The sequence below is a fragment of the Methylobacterium sp. UNCCL125 genome, from assembly GCF_900116795.1.
Taxonomy (GTDB): domain Bacteria; phylum Pseudomonadota; class Alphaproteobacteria; order Rhizobiales; family Beijerinckiaceae; genus Methylobacterium; species Methylobacterium fujisawaense.
The window spans coordinates 53,880-69,433 of the sequence record NZ_FPBW01000030.1 but is presented as its reverse complement, the minus strand read 5'-3'; the positions used below and the strand labels follow the sequence as shown (position 1 = coordinate 69,433).

The window sequence follows — 15,554 nt, the reverse complement described above, 5'->3', positions numbered from 1 at the left end:
CGCCATTCAGCGGCTCGCATGAGGCAGGTTCCGGATCGGTATCCGCACCGACTCTCGGTGCTAGGCCTATAGCGGCATGCGGTAGCGATAGCCGCTCTTTGGTGAGGCTCGGTTCAAGAATTGGAATGTCCTGGACGATATTGATTGTCGCTGGCGCCGTCATTGCGACCTCCTTGAGTTCGCAATTCAGCGACTCGCATGAGGTATGCTCCGGATCGGTGTCTGCACCGACAATCGGTGCTGGGTCCATAGTGACACGCGGTGTCGATAGCTGGTCTGTGGCGAGGACAGGAAAAAGGGTTCGAATGTCCTGTCCGCGGCTCGTACGCCACGTCCAATCGATGTGACCGCGCGACCGCAGCTGCAATATCGCATTCTTGACGGTGTTCTCCGCCACCCCCAGTTCGGCGGCGATTTCCGCATCCGTCGCCCGGCAACCCGCTCGGCCAAACTCAGAGCGATCCGCTAGGGCCCAGGCCACAAAGCGGGCGGCGCGCCGTATCTCCCGGTCCCATCGGACATTGGCCGACCAAGCTCGTACTGAATCCGCTACCGTCATGGCTATGCTCGCTCGCCTGCAGGTCTCGGAAGGCTAGCAACGAACGTCGCAAGAGCGATGGCTGCACCGAATGTCGGTGCGCTTGCTACGGAGCGCTCGGGCGGGCACCAATCTCGCGCGACATCCGGAACCGCTCCCTCGCGTTGCCTTATGGTGGGATGTAGCTTCGAGGAAGCCTACGCGATCACCGGCCGGAGCCTGGAGGATCAAACTGCCAGACTCGTCTCGTTGTAGAGGGCACTCCTGCCCGTCGGCACATAGCTCGAACGCACGGCGAAGTGGACTTGCTCCAGCCAAGCAAGTCCAGTCCCGAATGCGGCTTGTCAGTGCTCGGCGTACTCCGCCGCGACGAGCCTGCGCAGGCCCGCCTCGAGATCGATGCGCGGCTGCCAGCCGACCCGGCCCAGGAACCGCGTCGAGTCGAGCATCTTGTAGGCCGCACCCTGGAACGAGCCGGGCGGGCTCACGAGGGGGACGGACCAGTCGAGGGCGACCAGGGCCGCCCGCGCTACTGCCTCGACGGTGATGGGGGTGTTGGCGCCGCAGTTGAGGATCTCGTTCTCGAACGCCCGGTCGGCCGCGAGGATCGCGTCGATCTGGTCGTCAACGTATAGCACCTCGCGGACGGTCTGCAGGTTGCCCCAGACCTCGAAGGCCTGCGCGCCCGCTGCCTTCTCCCGCACGGCCCGGTCGAGGAGGGCGCCGACGAAGTGGCTGCGATCGGAGGCCGTGTTGTCGTGCGGACCGTACAGGGTCGCCAGCACGCAGTGCAGGAAGCTCAACCCGTATTGGTGCGCGTAGGCCGCCGAGCCCGTCGCCAGGACCTGCTTGGCGAGCCCGTAGCCGATCACGGAGGGATGGGTCGGTCCCTGTCCGAAGCGCGCCTCGGGGAGGGGCTCGGCCGATTCCGGATAGGTGCAGGACGAGCCCGTGGAGACGAGCTTGGCCTGCGGCTGGTACAGGCGCCACGCCTCGAGGACGTTCAGGTGGATCCGGGCGTTGATCGCCAGGAGCTCGCCCTGGATGTCGTACTGAATCGCGCCGGTCCGCTGGCGGGTCACCACGTGGAAGATGCGGCCGGCCGGGGGGGCGTCGCGCAACGCCCGCTCGACATTGGCCCAGTCGGACAGGTCGCCCGCCGCGCGGCCGATCTCGACGACCTCGCGGCCCTCGGCCCGGAGCCGCGGCACGAGGTTGCGCCCGAGGAAGCCGTCCGCCCCGATGACGATGTCGCGCTCAGGCCCCGGCATGGCGGTACTCCTGGCGATACCACGCGATCGTCGGCCGCAGCCCGTCCGCGAGCCCCGTGAAGGTCGACATTCCGAAGCGCTCGCGCAGCCGCTGGTTGGTCGAACGGCGGGCGAGGACGCCGTGGGTCGTCGTGTCGGGGGCGTGGACGGGCCGGTCCTCTCCCGCCACCTCCAGGATGGTGCGGGCGAGGTCGAGCAGGGTCGTGGTCTCGCCGCGGCAGAGGTTGAGCGCGTCGCTCGTCTCCCGGATCGCGAGCGACCGAGCGAACGCGTCGACGACGTCGCCGACGTAGATGAAGTCGCGCTCGACCAGCGGGTTGCCCTTGATCGTGAAGCGCTCGCCCGGGGCCAGCGCGCGCATCACGAAGGCCGGCAGGACATGCGCCTTGCGCGGATCCCTCGAGTCGTGGGGACCGTAGGGGTTGCTCAGGCGGAAGCTGATCGTGTGGATCCCGTAGCGCTCGGCGTGCAGGTCGGCGACCACCTCGGACCAGCGCTTCGACCACGCGTAGAAGGCCTCGTTCGGATTGGGCGGCGCGTTGAGGTCGACCGGCCGCGCGTCGTCGAGGGGATCGCAGGCTGCCGGGTAGACCGCGACGCTCGAGGCCGCGCGCACCTCGCGGATGCCCTTCGTCAGGCAGAACCGGTAGAGGCGGTTGGCGATCTCGGCGTTGCCGGTGAGCAGGTCGCTCTGCGCCGTCTCGAACTTGTCGGCGTCGTAGCGCTGCGCGGCGACGTTAACGACGATCGCGTCGGCGGGGACCGAGAGCGCCTCGAGGGCGTCGAAGCGCGCGGCCTCGGTCGCCCCCGGGACCGCCTGGCCGGAGGGGCTGACCGCGATCAGCCGCGGCACGCGGCCGGCGAGATGCGCGACGAGGTTGCGGCCGACGAACCCGGTCGCACCGACGACGACGACGGCCTCGGGCAAGGGGGCTGAGGGGAGGGCGGCCACGCTCAGGCTGCCGGCAGGTCGGCGGCGGTGATCACCTTGAGGTCCGGCACCGGAACGATGAAGGCGCCGCCGTTCTCGAGGTAGCGGCGCTCGCGCGCCAGGAACTCGTCGATGAAGTTCCAGGCGAGCACCAGATAGGCGTCGGGCGCGGGCACGCTGCCCTCCTCGACGATCGGGATGCGGGCGCCGGGGATCAGGCGGCCGAACTTCAGCGGATTCTTCTCGGCCGCATATTGAACCAGCCGCGGGCCGATGCCGAAGGCGTTGAGCAGCGTCGCGCCCTTGGCCGGGGCGCCGTAGGCGTGGACCGTCTTCCCCTCGGCGTTCATGCGCTCCAGCAGATCGAGCAGCGCCGCCTGCAGGCGCCGGACGTTCTCGGCGAAGCCGACATAGGTCTCGAATGTGCCATAGCCGCGGGCCTCCTCGTCGGCGCGCATGCGCTTGACCGCGTCGCTGACCGGGTGGGCGCCGGGGAAGCCGACATGCGCCTCGAGGGAGCCGCCGTGGACCGGCACCACGCTGACGTCGAAGACCTCCAGGCCGTGGCGCGCGAACAGCTGCTCCAGGGAGCGGAGCGTGTAGTAGCACAGGTGCTCGTGGTAGATCTGATCGAAGGCGGTGTTCTCGATCATGCCGCCCAGGTAGATCGCCTGCACGACGAAGACGCCGTCCGGCTTGAGCAGCGTGACGATGCCCTTCACGACGCTGTGCAGTTCCTCCAGGTGGAAGAAGACGCCGGCGGCGGTGATCAGGCTCGCTGGCCCGTCCTGCGCGCGGACGATCTCGGCGGTCTCTTCGTTGAAGAAGCGGTTCAAGGTCGGCACGCCGGCGGCGCGGGCCAGTTCCACGACGTTGGCGGCGGGCTCGACGCCGCAGCGGCGCAGGCCGAAGGGCTCGTACTGCCGCAGCCACGTGCCGTCGTTGCTGCCGATATCGACGACGAGGTCCTGCGGCCCGAGGCCATACCGCGCCACGAGCCGGGCCGCCGTCTGGCGGAAATGCTCCACCAGCGTCTTCGTCGTGCCCGAGACGTAGGGGTAGTCGCTGAACATGCTCTCCTTCGGGATCGTGTGATCGATCTGGACGAGCGTGCAGTCGTGGCAGAAGCCGGCGCGCAGGGGGAAATGCGGCTCGCGCCGGTCGACGAGGTCCGGCGGGATCAGGCGGTTGCAATGCGGCTGGTCGGTGAGGTCGAGGAACAGCTCGACATCGCGTCCATCGCAGACGCGGCATGCCATGGCGAGTTTCGTTCCCGTCATCGTACGACCTATGACATCCGCGGCGCGAGACTCTACGTGCCCGAGACGCTTACCGGCTGAGCTGGAGGGGCGCAACGATCGCTCCGGCCCGGATCGACGACAGGGCAGGACCACTGGATTCGACCCGATCCATACCGCCCGCACCATCGCGCTGTTCAGCGCATCTCCGCCGAAAACACTACCAATATCTTCGATTTGGAAACAATCATGCCCGAAACCGCGTGGACGATACGCAAGTCGCACTACATCGTGAAGGATCGATGGCTCAGACTCCGTGCCGACGACTGCGTTACACCGTCGGGCCACGTCCTCGATCCCTATTACGTGCTCGAGACCGCGGACATCGCCCTCGTGCTGGGCATCGACGCAGCCGATCACGTCATCCTCGTACGCCAATACCGGCACGCCTATGGGAGCCCGAGCCTGGAGCTTCCGGGCGGGGCCATCGACCCCGGCGACACGGATATCCTCGCGGCCGCCGAGCGCGAGATGCGCGAGGAAACCGGCTACACCTTTGCCGATGCCGAACGCGTGGTCACCCTCAACGCGGATCCGGCCCGCTACGCCAACCGCATGCATCTCGTCCGCGCCCGCGTGATTGCGGCCGGGCCGGCGCGTCCGGATCCCGGCGAAGACATCGCGGTGATGCGCGTGCCGCGGGCCGAGGCTCTGCGGCTCGCCCAGTCGGGCTCCATCGTCGGAGCCGTGCATGCCGCCATGATCCTGATCGGTCTGTCCGGCTGCGGATGAGGAGCGTCACCGGATTGTGGATCGAGCGATCGAACCGCTGACAAGGCCCGCGCGTTCCGCCAATACGATTAATCGCAGGTTAAAGAGCGGATTGAAGCGTGCCCGAGTACGACATCAAGATCGTCGCTCCGCGAGATCGGAAGGCCGCGGACGCCGAGCGCGAGACGCCGCCCAAGCGCCGGCTCGACTGGGACCGCGCCATGCGTGAGGCGGCCGAGGCGGAGCTCTCGATCCAGTCCCACGACTGAACCCGCCGCGCGGCGACGCGCGTCTCGACAATCCCTCACACGTGTTGCCGTCTCCTAGCCCGTCAGCGCGGCCTCGCGCAGGAAGGCGAGCAGGTCGTCCGACCGGAAGTGATGCACGGCGAGCCCCGCCGCCCGGCCGGCGGCGAGATCGGTTTGCTGATCGCCGATCAGGAAGCTGCGCGCGCGGTCGATGTCCCACTGGTCCATCAGGTCGAGGATCATGCCGGGTTCGGGCTTCCGCCAGCCGTGGACCGCCCTGTAGGCCTCCACCGTCCCGTCCGGATGATAGGGGCAGTACCGGAGATCATCGATATGCGCGCCCGCCGCGCGCAGGTCGTCCCGCATCCAGGCCGTCAGACGGGCGACATCGGCCTCGGTGTAGAAGCCGCGGGCGACCCCCGCTTGGTTCGTGACGACGAACACGAAGAAGCCGGCGTCGTTCAGCGCGCGGACCGCATCACGCGCGCCCTCCATCCAGTGGAACCGGTCCACGGAACCGACATAGCCGTGGTCGTGATTGAGGACCCCGTCCCGGTCGAGGAAGGCGGCCGGTCTCGTCCGGCGGGCCGGGATCTCCACCTGAGCGCGGTCGTAGCTCTCGGGCACGCCGATATCGAGAAAGTAACCGTCGTAGGCCTCGCCCACGACGCGGCCCTCGGCGACCAAAGCGGGCAGGACGTCCCGTTCCAGCGAGCAGGCCGGCGGGAAGCCCTTCAAGGCGTCGCGGCACACCAGATAGACGCCGGCATTGACGAGACCGGGGCCCGGCTCGGGCGGCCGCTCGAGGAAGGCGGTGATCCGCACGCCGTCGAGGAGCGCGACGCCGTAGCGTGCCGCGTCCGGCACCCGGCGGAGCGACAGGACCATCGCCGCCTCCGGATGACGCGCCGCCAGGGCGGGCAGGGCCAGCAGGTTGACGTCGAACCACGAGTCGCCGTTCAGCAGGAGGAAGGTCTCGTCCGCCTCGGGGAGGGCGTGCACGACGGCGCCGCCGGTCCCAGCCTGCTCCGGCTCGATCGAGACCCGCAGCGTCATGCCGAAGCGTCGCGCGACCGCGTTGTCGGCGGCGTAGGCGCGGATCTTCTCGCTGTGGAACGAGGCCAGCAGCACGATGTCGGTGAAGCCGTGGCGGCCGAGCTCGAACAGCAGGACGTCCAAGAACGGCTCGCCCGCCACGGGCAGCAGCGGCTTGGGCATCGCCGACGTCAGCGCGCCCAGGCGGGTGCCGAATCCGCCGCACAGGATCATGGCCTGCCGGACGGGGCTGCCGGCGCCTCTCGGTCTCTCGGTCACGGGCCGCCCTTCACGCCGCCGTCCCGCGGGGGAACAGGCTTTCCTCGACGAGGCCGCACACGATGTGCGCGGCGGTGATGTGGACCTGCTGGATCAGGGGCGTCGCGTCCGACGGCGCGTACAGGCACAGATCCGCCCGTTCCGGCATCGCTCCGCCCGTCGCGCCCGTGAACGCGACGACCCGCACGCCCAGCGCCCGCGCCGCATCCATCGCCTTCAGCACGCTCGGCGAGCGCCCGGAGGTGGAGAGGGCGAGCAGGACGTCGCCCGGCCGCCCGAGGGCGAGCACCTGCCGCGCGAACACGTGCTCGTACCCGTAATCGTTGCCGATCGCGGTGATCACCGAGGTGTCCGTGGTCAGCGCCAGGGCGGCGGCGGGCGCCCGATCGTAATTGAGCCGCGAGACGAACTCGCCCGCGATGTGCTGCGCGTCGCCGGCGCTCCCGCCATTGCCGATCGTCAGGAGCTTGCCGCCGCCGCGCAGGGATGCGGTCACCACGTCGGCGATCTCGGCGAGGGTCGCCTGGAAGCGGGGATCGTCGAGGGCCGCCTGGAAGGTGTCGCGGGTCTGCGTGAGGAAATCGACGATCGCGCTCATGAGCACCTCGGTCCGTGCCCGCGCCGGCCGACCTGTCGGGCCGTCCGGCGGGGTGATCGCTGCTGGGCTGGAGGCGTCCGGATCAGACGTTGGCGAACCGCGAATTGCGGATCATCCGGAAGCCCTTGATCAGCTCCTTGATCCCCCGGTCGAGGTCGAAGTCGGGGAACCAGCCGGTCGCCTCCAGCTTCGCATTGGACACGATGTAGTCGCGCTTGTCCGGATCCTCGCCGATCGGGGCCTCGACATAAACGAAATTCGGGACGTGCGCCTTGATGCGCGCGCAGAGTTCCAGCTTCGACAGGTTGGCGCTCGACAGGCCGAGATTGTACGCCTCGCCACGCATCCGGTCGTAATTGTCGATCGCGTGGATGAAGCCTTTGGCCACGTCGCGGATGTGGATGTAGTTGCGCTTGAAGTGGCCCTCGAAGACCAGGAGCGCCCGGTCGGTCACGGCCCGGTGGGTGAAATCGTTGACGAGGAGGTCGAGGCGCATGCGCGGCGCCATGCCGAACACCGTCGCGAGCCGCAGGCTGACGCCGCGCCCGCTGTCGAGCACGGCCGTCTCGGCCTCGACCTTGGTGGTGCCGTAGAGCGAGATCGGCCGCAGGAGTGATTCCTCGGTGCAGAACTTGCCGGCCTCGCCGACGCCGTAGCCCGAATTGGTCGTCGGGTAGACGATCCTCTGCTCCCCGCCCGCGCGCTGGACCAGGGCGATCACGGCATCGCGGTTCAGGGTCGTGGCGCCGATCGCGTCCTCCTTGCACAGGGGTGCGCCGACCAGGGCCGCGAGGGGGATGAGCACGTCGTGCTTCGGGATCAGGTCGTCGAGGATGCGCGTATCGCGGGCGTCGCCCTTGATCGGCTCGAACGTATCGTACTGGCAGGCCGAGGACAGGTCCGGCCCTCCGGACTTGAACGTGTCGAGAACCGTGACGTGATGCCCGCGCTCCAGGAGCATCGGCACCAGGATCGTCCCGATATAGCCGGCGCCGCCGGTGATCAGAATTCGCATCGTTGCCTCTCGTCGCGATGAGCCGTCGGGCCGCCTGCGGCCGGGCTGGAATGATGGGCGGGCGCCGCTCAGCGGGTCTGGCGATAGATCAGGGTCGACCCGTCGACATCGATGCCGATCGGAACGACGGATAGCGGCGCCACCCGTTCGGTCAGAGCCGGAAGCCGGTCCGGATCGATGAGGGCGAGGAAGAAACCGCCCCCGCCCGCGCCGCACAGCTTCGCCCCGTAGGCCCCCGACGCGATGATCGCCTCGAACAGATCGTCGAGCACCGCATTCGAGACCTCACGCGACAGGGTCCGCTTGATGCGCCACGAGGCGGAGAGCATATCGCCGAGCTGCGTGAGCCAGCCGCTCGTCCCCGCCTCCAGCAGCGAGACGCATTCCTCGACGAGACGGTAGAGTTCGGACAATTCCTTGTCGATCGCGCGCGCGCGCGTCACGGCGATCTGGGCGGCGACCGTGGTCGTCGCGCGCCGCGCGATGCCCGTATGGACCAGCACCATCGACGCGTTAAGCTGTTGTGTGGCCGCAGAACTCATCTGAACGGGGGAGATGCGGATCGCGGAACCGCTGAAATCAAATCGGTTGATCCCGCCGAAGGCTGCGTGGAGCTGATCCTGGACACCAACGTTCTCGCGCAGGATTTCACGTTCGACTTCGATTGCCTTCTTCGACAATTCGATCTTCGTAGGCTTTTGATTCAATATCGCGTAGATCGTACGCAAGAAGCCAACTGTGAAAGCCGAAGAAGAGCCCAATCCGCTGCCCGCCGCAGGCAAATCGGAGATGATGCTCATATCAAGCCTGCGAGTCACGTCGAAATGCTTAAGCACCTCCCGAACGACCGGATGTTCGATTTCATAAATAGTGTTGCAATGCTCAACGCGGGAATAACTTAATCTATAATTGTAATCTTGACAGCCAATCAAATCGAGCGCTGCGATGATGATGTATTTATCAATCGCTGCGCCGACGACTGCGCCGGGCGCGCGCTCGAAGTACTCCGGATAATCGGTGCCGCCGCCGAACAAGCTAATACGCAGCGGTGTTCGCGTGACTGTCAGCATAGAAATTTTCCCAATTTTATATCCTCAGAACTTGTTCGATTTAAGTAGCTTCGATCTATAATTTCGGTTCGATTGCTAGAGCGATGCACGTGCACAGCCATGTCACCATGGAAATGACCGGCACCGAATGACTTCTCCTCGAAAAGTCGATGATCATCGTCAATATTCGAAGCATCGGCAGAAGTAATTGCATCATTATAATTGTTCTGATTTGACATGATTTCATCAATACGTTGGGCAACAAAGCTGAACTGATTTGAAATGCCTTTCTTTGGCCGCGTCAGATCGACAGCACCGGACCACTGCTCTTCAATTGGCAGCATGGACCGATTCCGGCCCTTCGGTGAACAAGTCGCGACGTCACCGTTCACGCGGCTCGCTCGCGAGGAGTCTGAGAAAGACCTGAACGCAACCGATGCCACAGCTTTAACTACATCGGCCTCACTGACGACTACGACACGGTCCGACACGGCAATCTTTAGCCTGACCGCATCCGAAAAATCAGCATCCTGTGCGCACATGCCGGCCACGGCCACGAGTTTGAAGACAAATTTTCCGTAGGTCACATGCCTCCTTTATGGTTAAGGGATTGTAAACTCTGCAGATCCGTTCATCGCACCGCCCCAGAGGCGCTCCGCCGAGCCGCCAACATGACTCCTCTGCTGTTGCACGGCAGATTTAAATGAACATATTAGATAGACAATTAAATATGCCGGCATCTTAAATTTGTGCTAGCCGCACACCATTTACGACATCATCTTTTAAAAAAATCTACTGATCAACAATTCGATCTTGCGGTCTGTATAAGATTAAAAATGCTGGATTTGGCACAGGCTTGCCGCAGATCGCACTGATTCGACTGCATCAAATCAAATTCCGCCCCCGCATCTTAATTTTTAGATACGCTAACAGGAAAGGCTTTTAGATGTTAATTTACGGATCGTCGTCGGGATGCGGCGTGCTGGACGATCACAACTCATGCATGGCGATCCGCAGGTCTGCGCCGCCACTTCGCTGGTAGAGAGCGCTGATGCTCGTCATCCCTATCCAGCACACACAACCCCAGCCGCGTGCCGAGATCTCCCGCTCGCACGAGAGCTCCGGCACGCTGGCCTCACGCTACGGTGTGTCCATTGAGACCCGTCTAGCTATTGTCGAACGGCAAGAGATTCGCGCGCCGTCACGAAAGCTTCAACTAATCGCATCAGCCGCCTCACGGAGCCGCCACGCCATGACCGTCGAAGTAATGTTATCGCCACTCCGTCCAGTGGCGCAACGAAGGCGGGATTGAGCCCGCGATCCTCCGCAATCCTGGCCACGATCGGTCCGAGCAATGCCTCCAGATCCGCGTGGCGCGGTGCCGGCATCTCCAGCACGCGCAGGCGATCAAGCAACGGAGCGGGCAGGTTGCCCACCTCGTTGGCCGTGCCCAGCCACGAGACACGGCTGATGTCGGTCTCCGTCTGAAAACAAGGATCTTGGTAGGCCCGGGCGGTCTCCGGCTCGAGCATCGGGAGCAAGGCATCCCAAAGCCTACCGTGATCTGCGCGCGTTGCGGCCTTCTCCAACTCGTCGATCAGCATCAGCGGATTGGCGGTGCCAGACCGAGCCACCGCCATGATCGGATGCGCGGGCTCCGACGTTGCCCAACGACGATCAAGGCCACCCAGCGATGCGCCCGCGTCCCGAGTCGCATCGACTCGCCACAGCCCCAATCCAAGATGATGGGCGATCCTCGCGACAAAGCGGCTCTTGCCGGCTCCCGGCGGGCCGATCAGCAGGGTCGGTCGGAACGTGGCGTGCTCACGTCCGATCAGATCGGCAAGAAGCCTGTCGATCATGGCCTGCGCGTAAGGAAACTCGAAGGTCAACCGAGCGCGCACAGCCGCGAGATCCGGCACCTCGACGAGCGGGAGCGGCTTACCGATGATGTGCTCATAGCCGCGCGCGATGGACTTGCCGCGGTCGCTCCCGGTCTCCTGGATCGTTGGAACGACGAGAACGTGCCCCTTGGGCACTTCGGCGTGTGGGACATCGGCGTCCGGTATCTGTGCCGTCGTCTCGACGGTCGCCGCCTTCTCGCGCCGGCGCGCCTCGTTTTGGGCGAGGCGAGCCTCGATCATCTTCCACCTGCACCGCTCCCGCGTCGCCGCGTTGTCTGCAACCGGCCGTGTCAAGACCTCCCCAACGGGTACGAGCGCGTGGACGAGTGCCACATCGCCGGCGAAGGCGTCATCGACGCCACAGGCCAGGGCGGCAGCCGCAGCGATGGCGCTGCTCGTCTTCTCGGAAAACGTCAGAAGCGCATCCTTGAGCGCGTCGTGCCAAGCTGCCTGCAGGGCGACAGCGAGATCGGTCGCCCCGGTTACATCCGTATCGGCGCCCGGTTCGGCAACGCGTCCGAGAGCGAGGCGCGTCTGCGCCTCGGCCAGGGCTGCGAACCCTTTCCGGAGGTCGAGAACCGCTTCGCGTTCCTGCCAAAGGGGCTGGGCCAAGCGCGCGGCAGCTCTGCGATCATCGCCGGCGCAGGAAAGCAGCGTCGCGACATCGGCCAACGCCCGCGCCACCGGCTGATCGCGCTCCACGGCCAACACGTCGAGGAACCGGATCAGGGCGGATCGTCGGGCGATCCATCGACGGTCACGCCATAAAAGACCGTCCGAAGAAGTCCTTGCCGCGATCCAGGCCGAGACCAGGGCCTCGGCATCCGGGGCGAGGGTGGTGATCTCCAGGGCGATCTCGGAACAGGCAGAATCCACGCGCAGATCCTGTGCAAGGCAGGCTCGCAGGCGGCGCGGAAGCATCGGTTCGAGCAGGCGACGTGCCGCTTCAGGGTCGATCTGCAAGGCAGGCGGGGTCGAAGAGAATGCCATCGGATTCCTCCCTCTCAGCGGGCGACGCCGACGCGGTCGGAACCGCGGCGCGCAACGGAGCACCAAGCGTGGGCGAGGCAGAGCACCTTGAGATCAGCCCGGCGTCGAGCGCGCCGCCCGAGCACGTGCACGAGCAGGTCGATGCAGGAGCCGTCACCCCGCGCTGCGCACAGGCAGAGCGCCGACATCGCCGGATCGAGGCGCCCAGGAAAGGCGATGGCCTCGGCGAGGACGCCGAGGGCGATGTGGATCGCAGCCGCCGGATCGCCCCGGCAAGCCGCGGACCAGTCGGGGGACGGCAGGGGCTGCGCGGCCTTCAGGGCAGCGGCCAAGCGGCACTGCGCCGGCATATCGAGCGTCTGAGGGGCGAGGACGCGCCACCAGGACAGCAGCAGCGAGAGGCTGGCCGCGTCAGTTGTGCCGGAGGGGTGGGCATCGGGGTCACGAGCGAGTGTCATTGAGACAGACCTGGAGAGCACGCCGGCGCGCAGGCGCGCGGTGCGGGATTGATGGAGAGCGAGATGGACGCATCAGGTCGCGGTCGCGACCCGATGCCAGCGTGGTGCGATCAGGGCGCGAACGGCCCGGGCGAGTGCGGGTGTTTGACGTTTTCAGGAACGGCGAGGCTCGCCAACGCCATCGTCAGAAGGTCCGGCACAGCCGCGCGCAATCGGGCTTGAAGCGCCGCGGTCACAGTCTCGAGAGCCGACGAGACCGGGGTCGCGAACAGCTGATCTATGGCCGGTCCGCTCACCGTAAGGTCATCGCAGTATCCCGCCCTTCCATAGACGTCGATCAGCACCGCGCGAGTCTGAGCGACCTCGTAGCCGAGTGAGGCCAAAAATGAGCGACCCTGGACCTGCGCGCACCGCAGCACCCATTCGACTTGGTGTATTTTCCTAGCCTCATTTTTTCCGGAGCCTCTCTTGACCTCGGCGATGATGGCTCGGCTCTCTCTCCGGTCGACGACGATTAGGTCGAGGAATACCGACTGCGCGACGGCGCCCGCGAGTTCGATCGAGGTCTGGTTGAGCTGGGCGACGCTGCTGGCGCGGACGAGTTCCTGGGTCGGCACGGTGATCGGCATCGCGACGTTGCGCAGCACGATGTAGCGCCCGCTTCGCTCGAGGACGTCAGTGATGGCCGCCTCGATCAGAGACCCATGCCGCTTGACCATGGAGGCCAGCACGGAGCCGAGCTGCGACAAGCCTGGTCCGAGCAGGGGATCGGGCACGAAGGTCGCCCGGAACGCGCCGTCGAGCGCTGCCTCGGCCGCGGCCATCAGTTCGGGTGCGCAGATCTGTGGGATCGGGGGCTGGACGTGGCCGTAGCCGACGGCGGCGGCGCTCCCGAGCGGGACGGTGATCCGGCTGGTCGGCCCGGAGCTAGGCTGCCCACGTGCAGATAACCGCTGTCGGCCGCCGCGCTGGGCGGCGGGGTGGGGGACGACGATGGTCATGGATGGTTTCCGTCCAGGCGACACCAAACCGCGCGCCCTTCGCCGAACGGCGGCAGGGCGGCGAACGGGCTCGTTTCCGCGGCCTCAGGACTGCGGCGACGAAGGCGTCAGGATTGCGGGATTGCGAGGGGACGCTGAGGCACGGCGTATCGCGTGCCAGTGCACCTTCAGGCGATCAGGCGGGTTGCCGGGACGGGCGGTGGGACTGCCCGGAATTCATGCATCGGGCCAGTTTCGTCGGCGTGATTACGCCGGTAGTGAAGGTCTCAGCCATGGTCGGTATCCTGTTGCGATACGGATCGTGGTCAGGCCGGCGCTCGGTGCTGCTAACACCGGTGCCGGCCGCCCTCTGCTAAAGAGCGGCGCGGCGTGTGCGGGTGGTCTGCCGAGGACGAACGTGGCCCGGATCGGCGTCTTTGAGAAGACCACAACGGCGACGATATGTTCTCGAGGACGCCCTTCCTGTCGCGATCGTTAACGGAAGCCTGGCGCCCTTTTCCTTGTTGCAGGTGAGCGCTTCACATCGCATGATCGCCTAGCGGCCGGGTGGCAGATTGTCGCCAGCAAAGTCTTGCACACTGCGCCGATCTCACGGATCCGCACAGATCAACGTGGCGACATTTGCCTGTGTTACCACGTCAGAGACACAGCGGATTTCATGCTGTATCGCCGCAGGATCAGTGTGAGCGGGTATGTGGCGGACCTCTAAGTACAACCGCATTGAGGAAATGCACGTGTTTCGGTCAGGGCAGAGCGGCTACGTGCCCATCGGCCTCTTGATCTTCGAGGGTGGCTCAAGGCGCATCGGTCGGTTTGCCTATAGCTCCGACTATCTAGCTGCAGAGGGACGTAGGCCACTCGACCCCATTGGCCTGCCGCTCGCAACCAAGTGGCGGCCAGCGGCTCCGGGAGAGGTTCATCTGGCCTTTCACGATGCAGGCCCTGACGGCTGGGGAAAAGGAATTCTGTCGCAGGTATTCCCAGAACTGGAACTCGGCATGCCGGAATTTCTGGCTCTGGGCGGGCTGTCGCGCACGGGCGACCTAGCCTTTGGCTCAACGCCCGAGGCTCCCGAGAGGTGGACACCCAGAGCGGACGCGGCGCCTGGGTTCGTTCAAAGCGAGGACGTTCTCGAAGAGGTGCTCATCGCAGCAGAAAATTATGAAGGAGGCGAAGCGTCGGCGGACCAACTCGCTCAGCTATTCATTCACAGCTCGGACATTGGAGGAGCTCGACCGAAGGCGCGCATTCGGGTTTCAGACAAGGAATGGATAGCCAAATTTTCCACGTGGGATGACAGGTTCGACAATCCCAGGGCTGAAGCGGTTTGTCTGGATTTTGCTGAGGCCGCAGGACTTCGCGTCCCTGACCGCGAACTGCGTGTCGTTAGCGGTCGGTCGGTTCTCTTGATATCGCGGTTCGACCGGTCCTCGGATGGGGCTCGTTTGTCTTACCTCAGCGCCGGCACTTTGCTGAGTGAACCTGCCCATGGATATGCCACAAGCAAGACCTATTCGGACATCGCATCAGCCGCGCGCCGGATCGGTGTTCAGGATCCAGAGCGCGAGATGTTCCGCAGGCTCCTGGTTAATGCCTATCTACGGAACACCGATGATCATTTGCGCAACCACGCCTTCATCCACGATGGGGCCGGCTGGCGGCTCTCACCGGTATTCGATGTTGTACCGCATCCTTCGGGCACCAAACATGTCTGCGCCCCAGCTCCCGGTATCAGTCGAGAGTGCAACCCGAGCATCGCATTCGCGAGCTACGCCAAATTTGGCCTCTCCACGGCCGAAGCCACATCGATTCTCGTTGAAATTCATGAAGCGACCTCACGCATCCCGGATTTTTTCGACGCCCGAGGCGTATCTCGACGGGACCGGGAAATGCTCTTGGCATGCTTCGGCTTGCTGCCCAGACCTATCACGTCCTAGCGAATCTCCGCATCAGCGAATTAGTGCCACCTCTTTATAATTGGTCTCATTCGACGGAACGCCCGTACCTTTATAGGTAAAATATTTCGGTCAAATAAACACACCGAAAATCATTAGAGGCCGATTTATGTCTCCGGCAAAAATTAAGTGCCCAACAATTATGTCAGTTTTAAACTCGCCTGAATCTGCCTGCGAAGTGACATGTCGTGTTTTCGAACCACATTCATAGATAGGATTTTTCTACCACAACTTTAAATCTCAGCCGATCGGATCGAGTAATAACAATTTTGA

The 15,554-nt window shown here is 64.9% G+C and carries 15 protein-coding genes; 3 read left to right on the top strand and 12 right to left on the bottom strand.

Going from position 1 to position 15,554, the window contains the following annotated elements:
- From BM396_RS33160 to BM396_RS25700, 4 genes are all read right to left on the bottom strand, one after another.
- A partial coding sequence (locus tag BM396_RS33160; RefSeq protein WP_210165438.1) for a hypothetical protein occupies nt 1–559 on the bottom strand: 559 nt, incomplete at its 3' end.
- A 323-nt stretch (nt 560–882) separates the two neighbouring features.
- Complete coding sequence (locus BM396_RS25710; RefSeq protein ID WP_043386500.1) at nt 883–1,809, bottom strand: NAD-dependent epimerase/dehydratase family protein; 927 nt, start codon at nt 1,807–1,809, stop codon at nt 883–885.
- Nucleotides 1,796–2,761, bottom strand: a complete 966-nt coding sequence (locus BM396_RS25705; protein ID WP_043386502.1) for an NAD-dependent epimerase/dehydratase family protein — start codon at nt 2,759–2,761, stop codon at nt 1,796–1,798. The genes BM396_RS25710 and BM396_RS25705 overlap by 14 nt, the downstream gene beginning before the upstream one ends.
- Nucleotides 2,762–2,763: 2 nt before the next feature.
- A complete protein-coding gene (locus tag BM396_RS25700; protein ID WP_244538955.1) occupies nt 2,764–4,020 on the bottom strand; it encodes a class I SAM-dependent methyltransferase in 1,257 nt (418 codons plus the stop codon).
- Nucleotides 4,021–4,227: 207 nt separating this feature from the next.
- Between BM396_RS25700 and BM396_RS25695 the strand changes: the two genes are divergently transcribed.
- Both BM396_RS25695 and BM396_RS32955 read left to right on the top strand, forming a co-directional pair.
- Nucleotides 4,228–4,770 carry an NUDIX hydrolase gene (locus tag BM396_RS25695; protein WP_043386508.1) on the top strand — a complete coding sequence of 181 codons (543 nt, stop codon included), beginning with the start codon at nt 4,228–4,230 and terminating at the stop codon, nt 4,768–4,770.
- 98 nt (nt 4,771–4,868) lie between these two features.
- Nucleotides 4,869–5,018, top strand: a complete 150-nt coding sequence (locus tag BM396_RS32955) for a hypothetical protein (RefSeq protein WP_164706398.1) — start codon at nt 4,869–4,871, stop codon at nt 5,016–5,018.
- 54 nt (nt 5,019–5,072) lie between these two features.
- On the opposite strand, the gene BM396_RS25690 is transcribed toward BM396_RS32955, so the two are convergent.
- From BM396_RS25690 to BM396_RS25660, 8 genes are all read right to left on the bottom strand, one after another.
- Nucleotides 5,073–6,311: an HAD-IIIA family hydrolase gene (locus BM396_RS25690; RefSeq protein WP_244538954.1), complete on the bottom strand. Its 1,239-nt coding sequence runs from the start codon at nt 6,309–6,311 to the stop codon at nt 5,073–5,075.
- Between the two features lie 10 nt (nt 6,312–6,321).
- Nucleotides 6,322–6,909 carry a D-sedoheptulose 7-phosphate isomerase gene (locus tag BM396_RS25685; protein ID WP_043386513.1) on the bottom strand — a complete coding sequence of 196 codons (588 nt, stop codon included), beginning with the start codon at nt 6,907–6,909 and terminating at the stop codon, nt 6,322–6,324.
- A gap of 82 nt (nt 6,910–6,991) precedes the next feature.
- Complete coding sequence (locus BM396_RS25680) at nt 6,992–7,924, bottom strand: NAD-dependent epimerase/dehydratase family protein (RefSeq protein ID WP_043386516.1); 933 nt, start codon at nt 7,922–7,924, stop codon at nt 6,992–6,994.
- Between the two features lie 68 nt (nt 7,925–7,992).
- On the bottom strand, nt 7,993–8,994 hold the full coding sequence (locus BM396_RS25675; RefSeq protein WP_051976216.1) for a GHMP family kinase ATP-binding protein: 1,002 nt from the start codon (nt 8,992–8,994) through the stop codon (nt 7,993–7,995).
- A complete protein-coding gene (locus tag BM396_RS32310) occupies nt 8,988–9,560 on the bottom strand; it encodes a hypothetical protein (protein ID WP_139239542.1) in 573 nt (190 codons plus the stop codon). The genes BM396_RS25675 and BM396_RS32310 overlap by 7 nt, the downstream gene beginning before the upstream one ends.
- A gap of 582 nt (nt 9,561–10,142) precedes the next feature.
- Entirely contained in the window at nt 10,143–11,867 is a 1,725-nt protein-coding gene (locus BM396_RS33470) for an AAA family ATPase (protein ID WP_244538953.1), read from the bottom strand.
- A 14-nt stretch (nt 11,868–11,881) separates the two neighbouring features.
- Nucleotides 11,882–12,325, bottom strand: a complete 444-nt coding sequence (locus tag BM396_RS25665; RefSeq protein ID WP_139239541.1) for a hypothetical protein — start codon at nt 12,323–12,325, stop codon at nt 11,882–11,884.
- 110 nt (nt 12,326–12,435) lie between these two features.
- The gene (locus BM396_RS25660; RefSeq protein ID WP_043386523.1) at nt 12,436–13,326 is read right to left on the bottom strand and encodes a hypothetical protein; all 891 of its coding nucleotides are present in this window, start codon (nt 13,324–13,326) and stop codon (nt 12,436–12,438) included.
- A gap of 761 nt (nt 13,327–14,087) precedes the next feature.
- Here BM396_RS25660 and BM396_RS25655 point away from each other — a divergent pair.
- Nucleotides 14,088–15,263, top strand: coding sequence for a type II toxin-antitoxin system HipA family toxin (locus BM396_RS25655; RefSeq protein WP_244538952.1), 1,176 nt, complete (start codon nt 14,088–14,090; stop codon nt 15,261–15,263).
- Nucleotides 15,264–15,554: the final 291 nt, after the last annotated feature.

Bases quoted from the DNA above. Each gene is read 5' to 3' on its own strand.
- BM396_RS25710 (WP_043386500.1), bottom strand. From the start codon at position 1,809: ATGCCGGGGCCTGAGCGCGACATCGTCATCGGGGCGGACGGCTTCCTC.
- BM396_RS25700 (WP_244538955.1), bottom strand. From the start codon at position 4,020: ATGACGGGAACGAAACTCGCCATGGCATGCCGCGTCTGCGATGGACGC.
- BM396_RS25695 (WP_043386508.1), top strand. From the start codon at position 4,228: ATGCCCGAAACCGCGTGGACGATACGCAAGTCGCACTACATCGTGAAG.
- BM396_RS25685 (WP_043386513.1), bottom strand. From the start codon at position 6,909: ATGAGCGCGATCGTCGATTTCCTCACGCAGACCCGCGACACCTTCCAG.
- BM396_RS25680 (WP_043386516.1), bottom strand. From the start codon at position 7,924: ATGCGAATTCTGATCACCGGCGGCGCCGGCTATATCGGGACGATCCTG.
- BM396_RS25675 (WP_051976216.1), bottom strand. From the start codon at position 8,994: ATGCTGACAGTCACGCGAACACCGCTGCGTATTAGCTTGTTCGGCGGC.
- BM396_RS33470 (WP_244538953.1), bottom strand. From the start codon at position 11,867: ATGGCATTCTCTTCGACCCCGCCTGCCTTGCAGATCGACCCTGAAGCG.
- BM396_RS25665 (WP_139239541.1), bottom strand. From the start codon at position 12,325: ATGACACTCGCTCGTGACCCCGATGCCCACCCCTCCGGCACAACTGAC.
- BM396_RS25660 (WP_043386523.1), bottom strand. From the start codon at position 13,326: ATGACCATCGTCGTCCCCCACCCCGCCGCCCAGCGCGGCGGCCGACAG.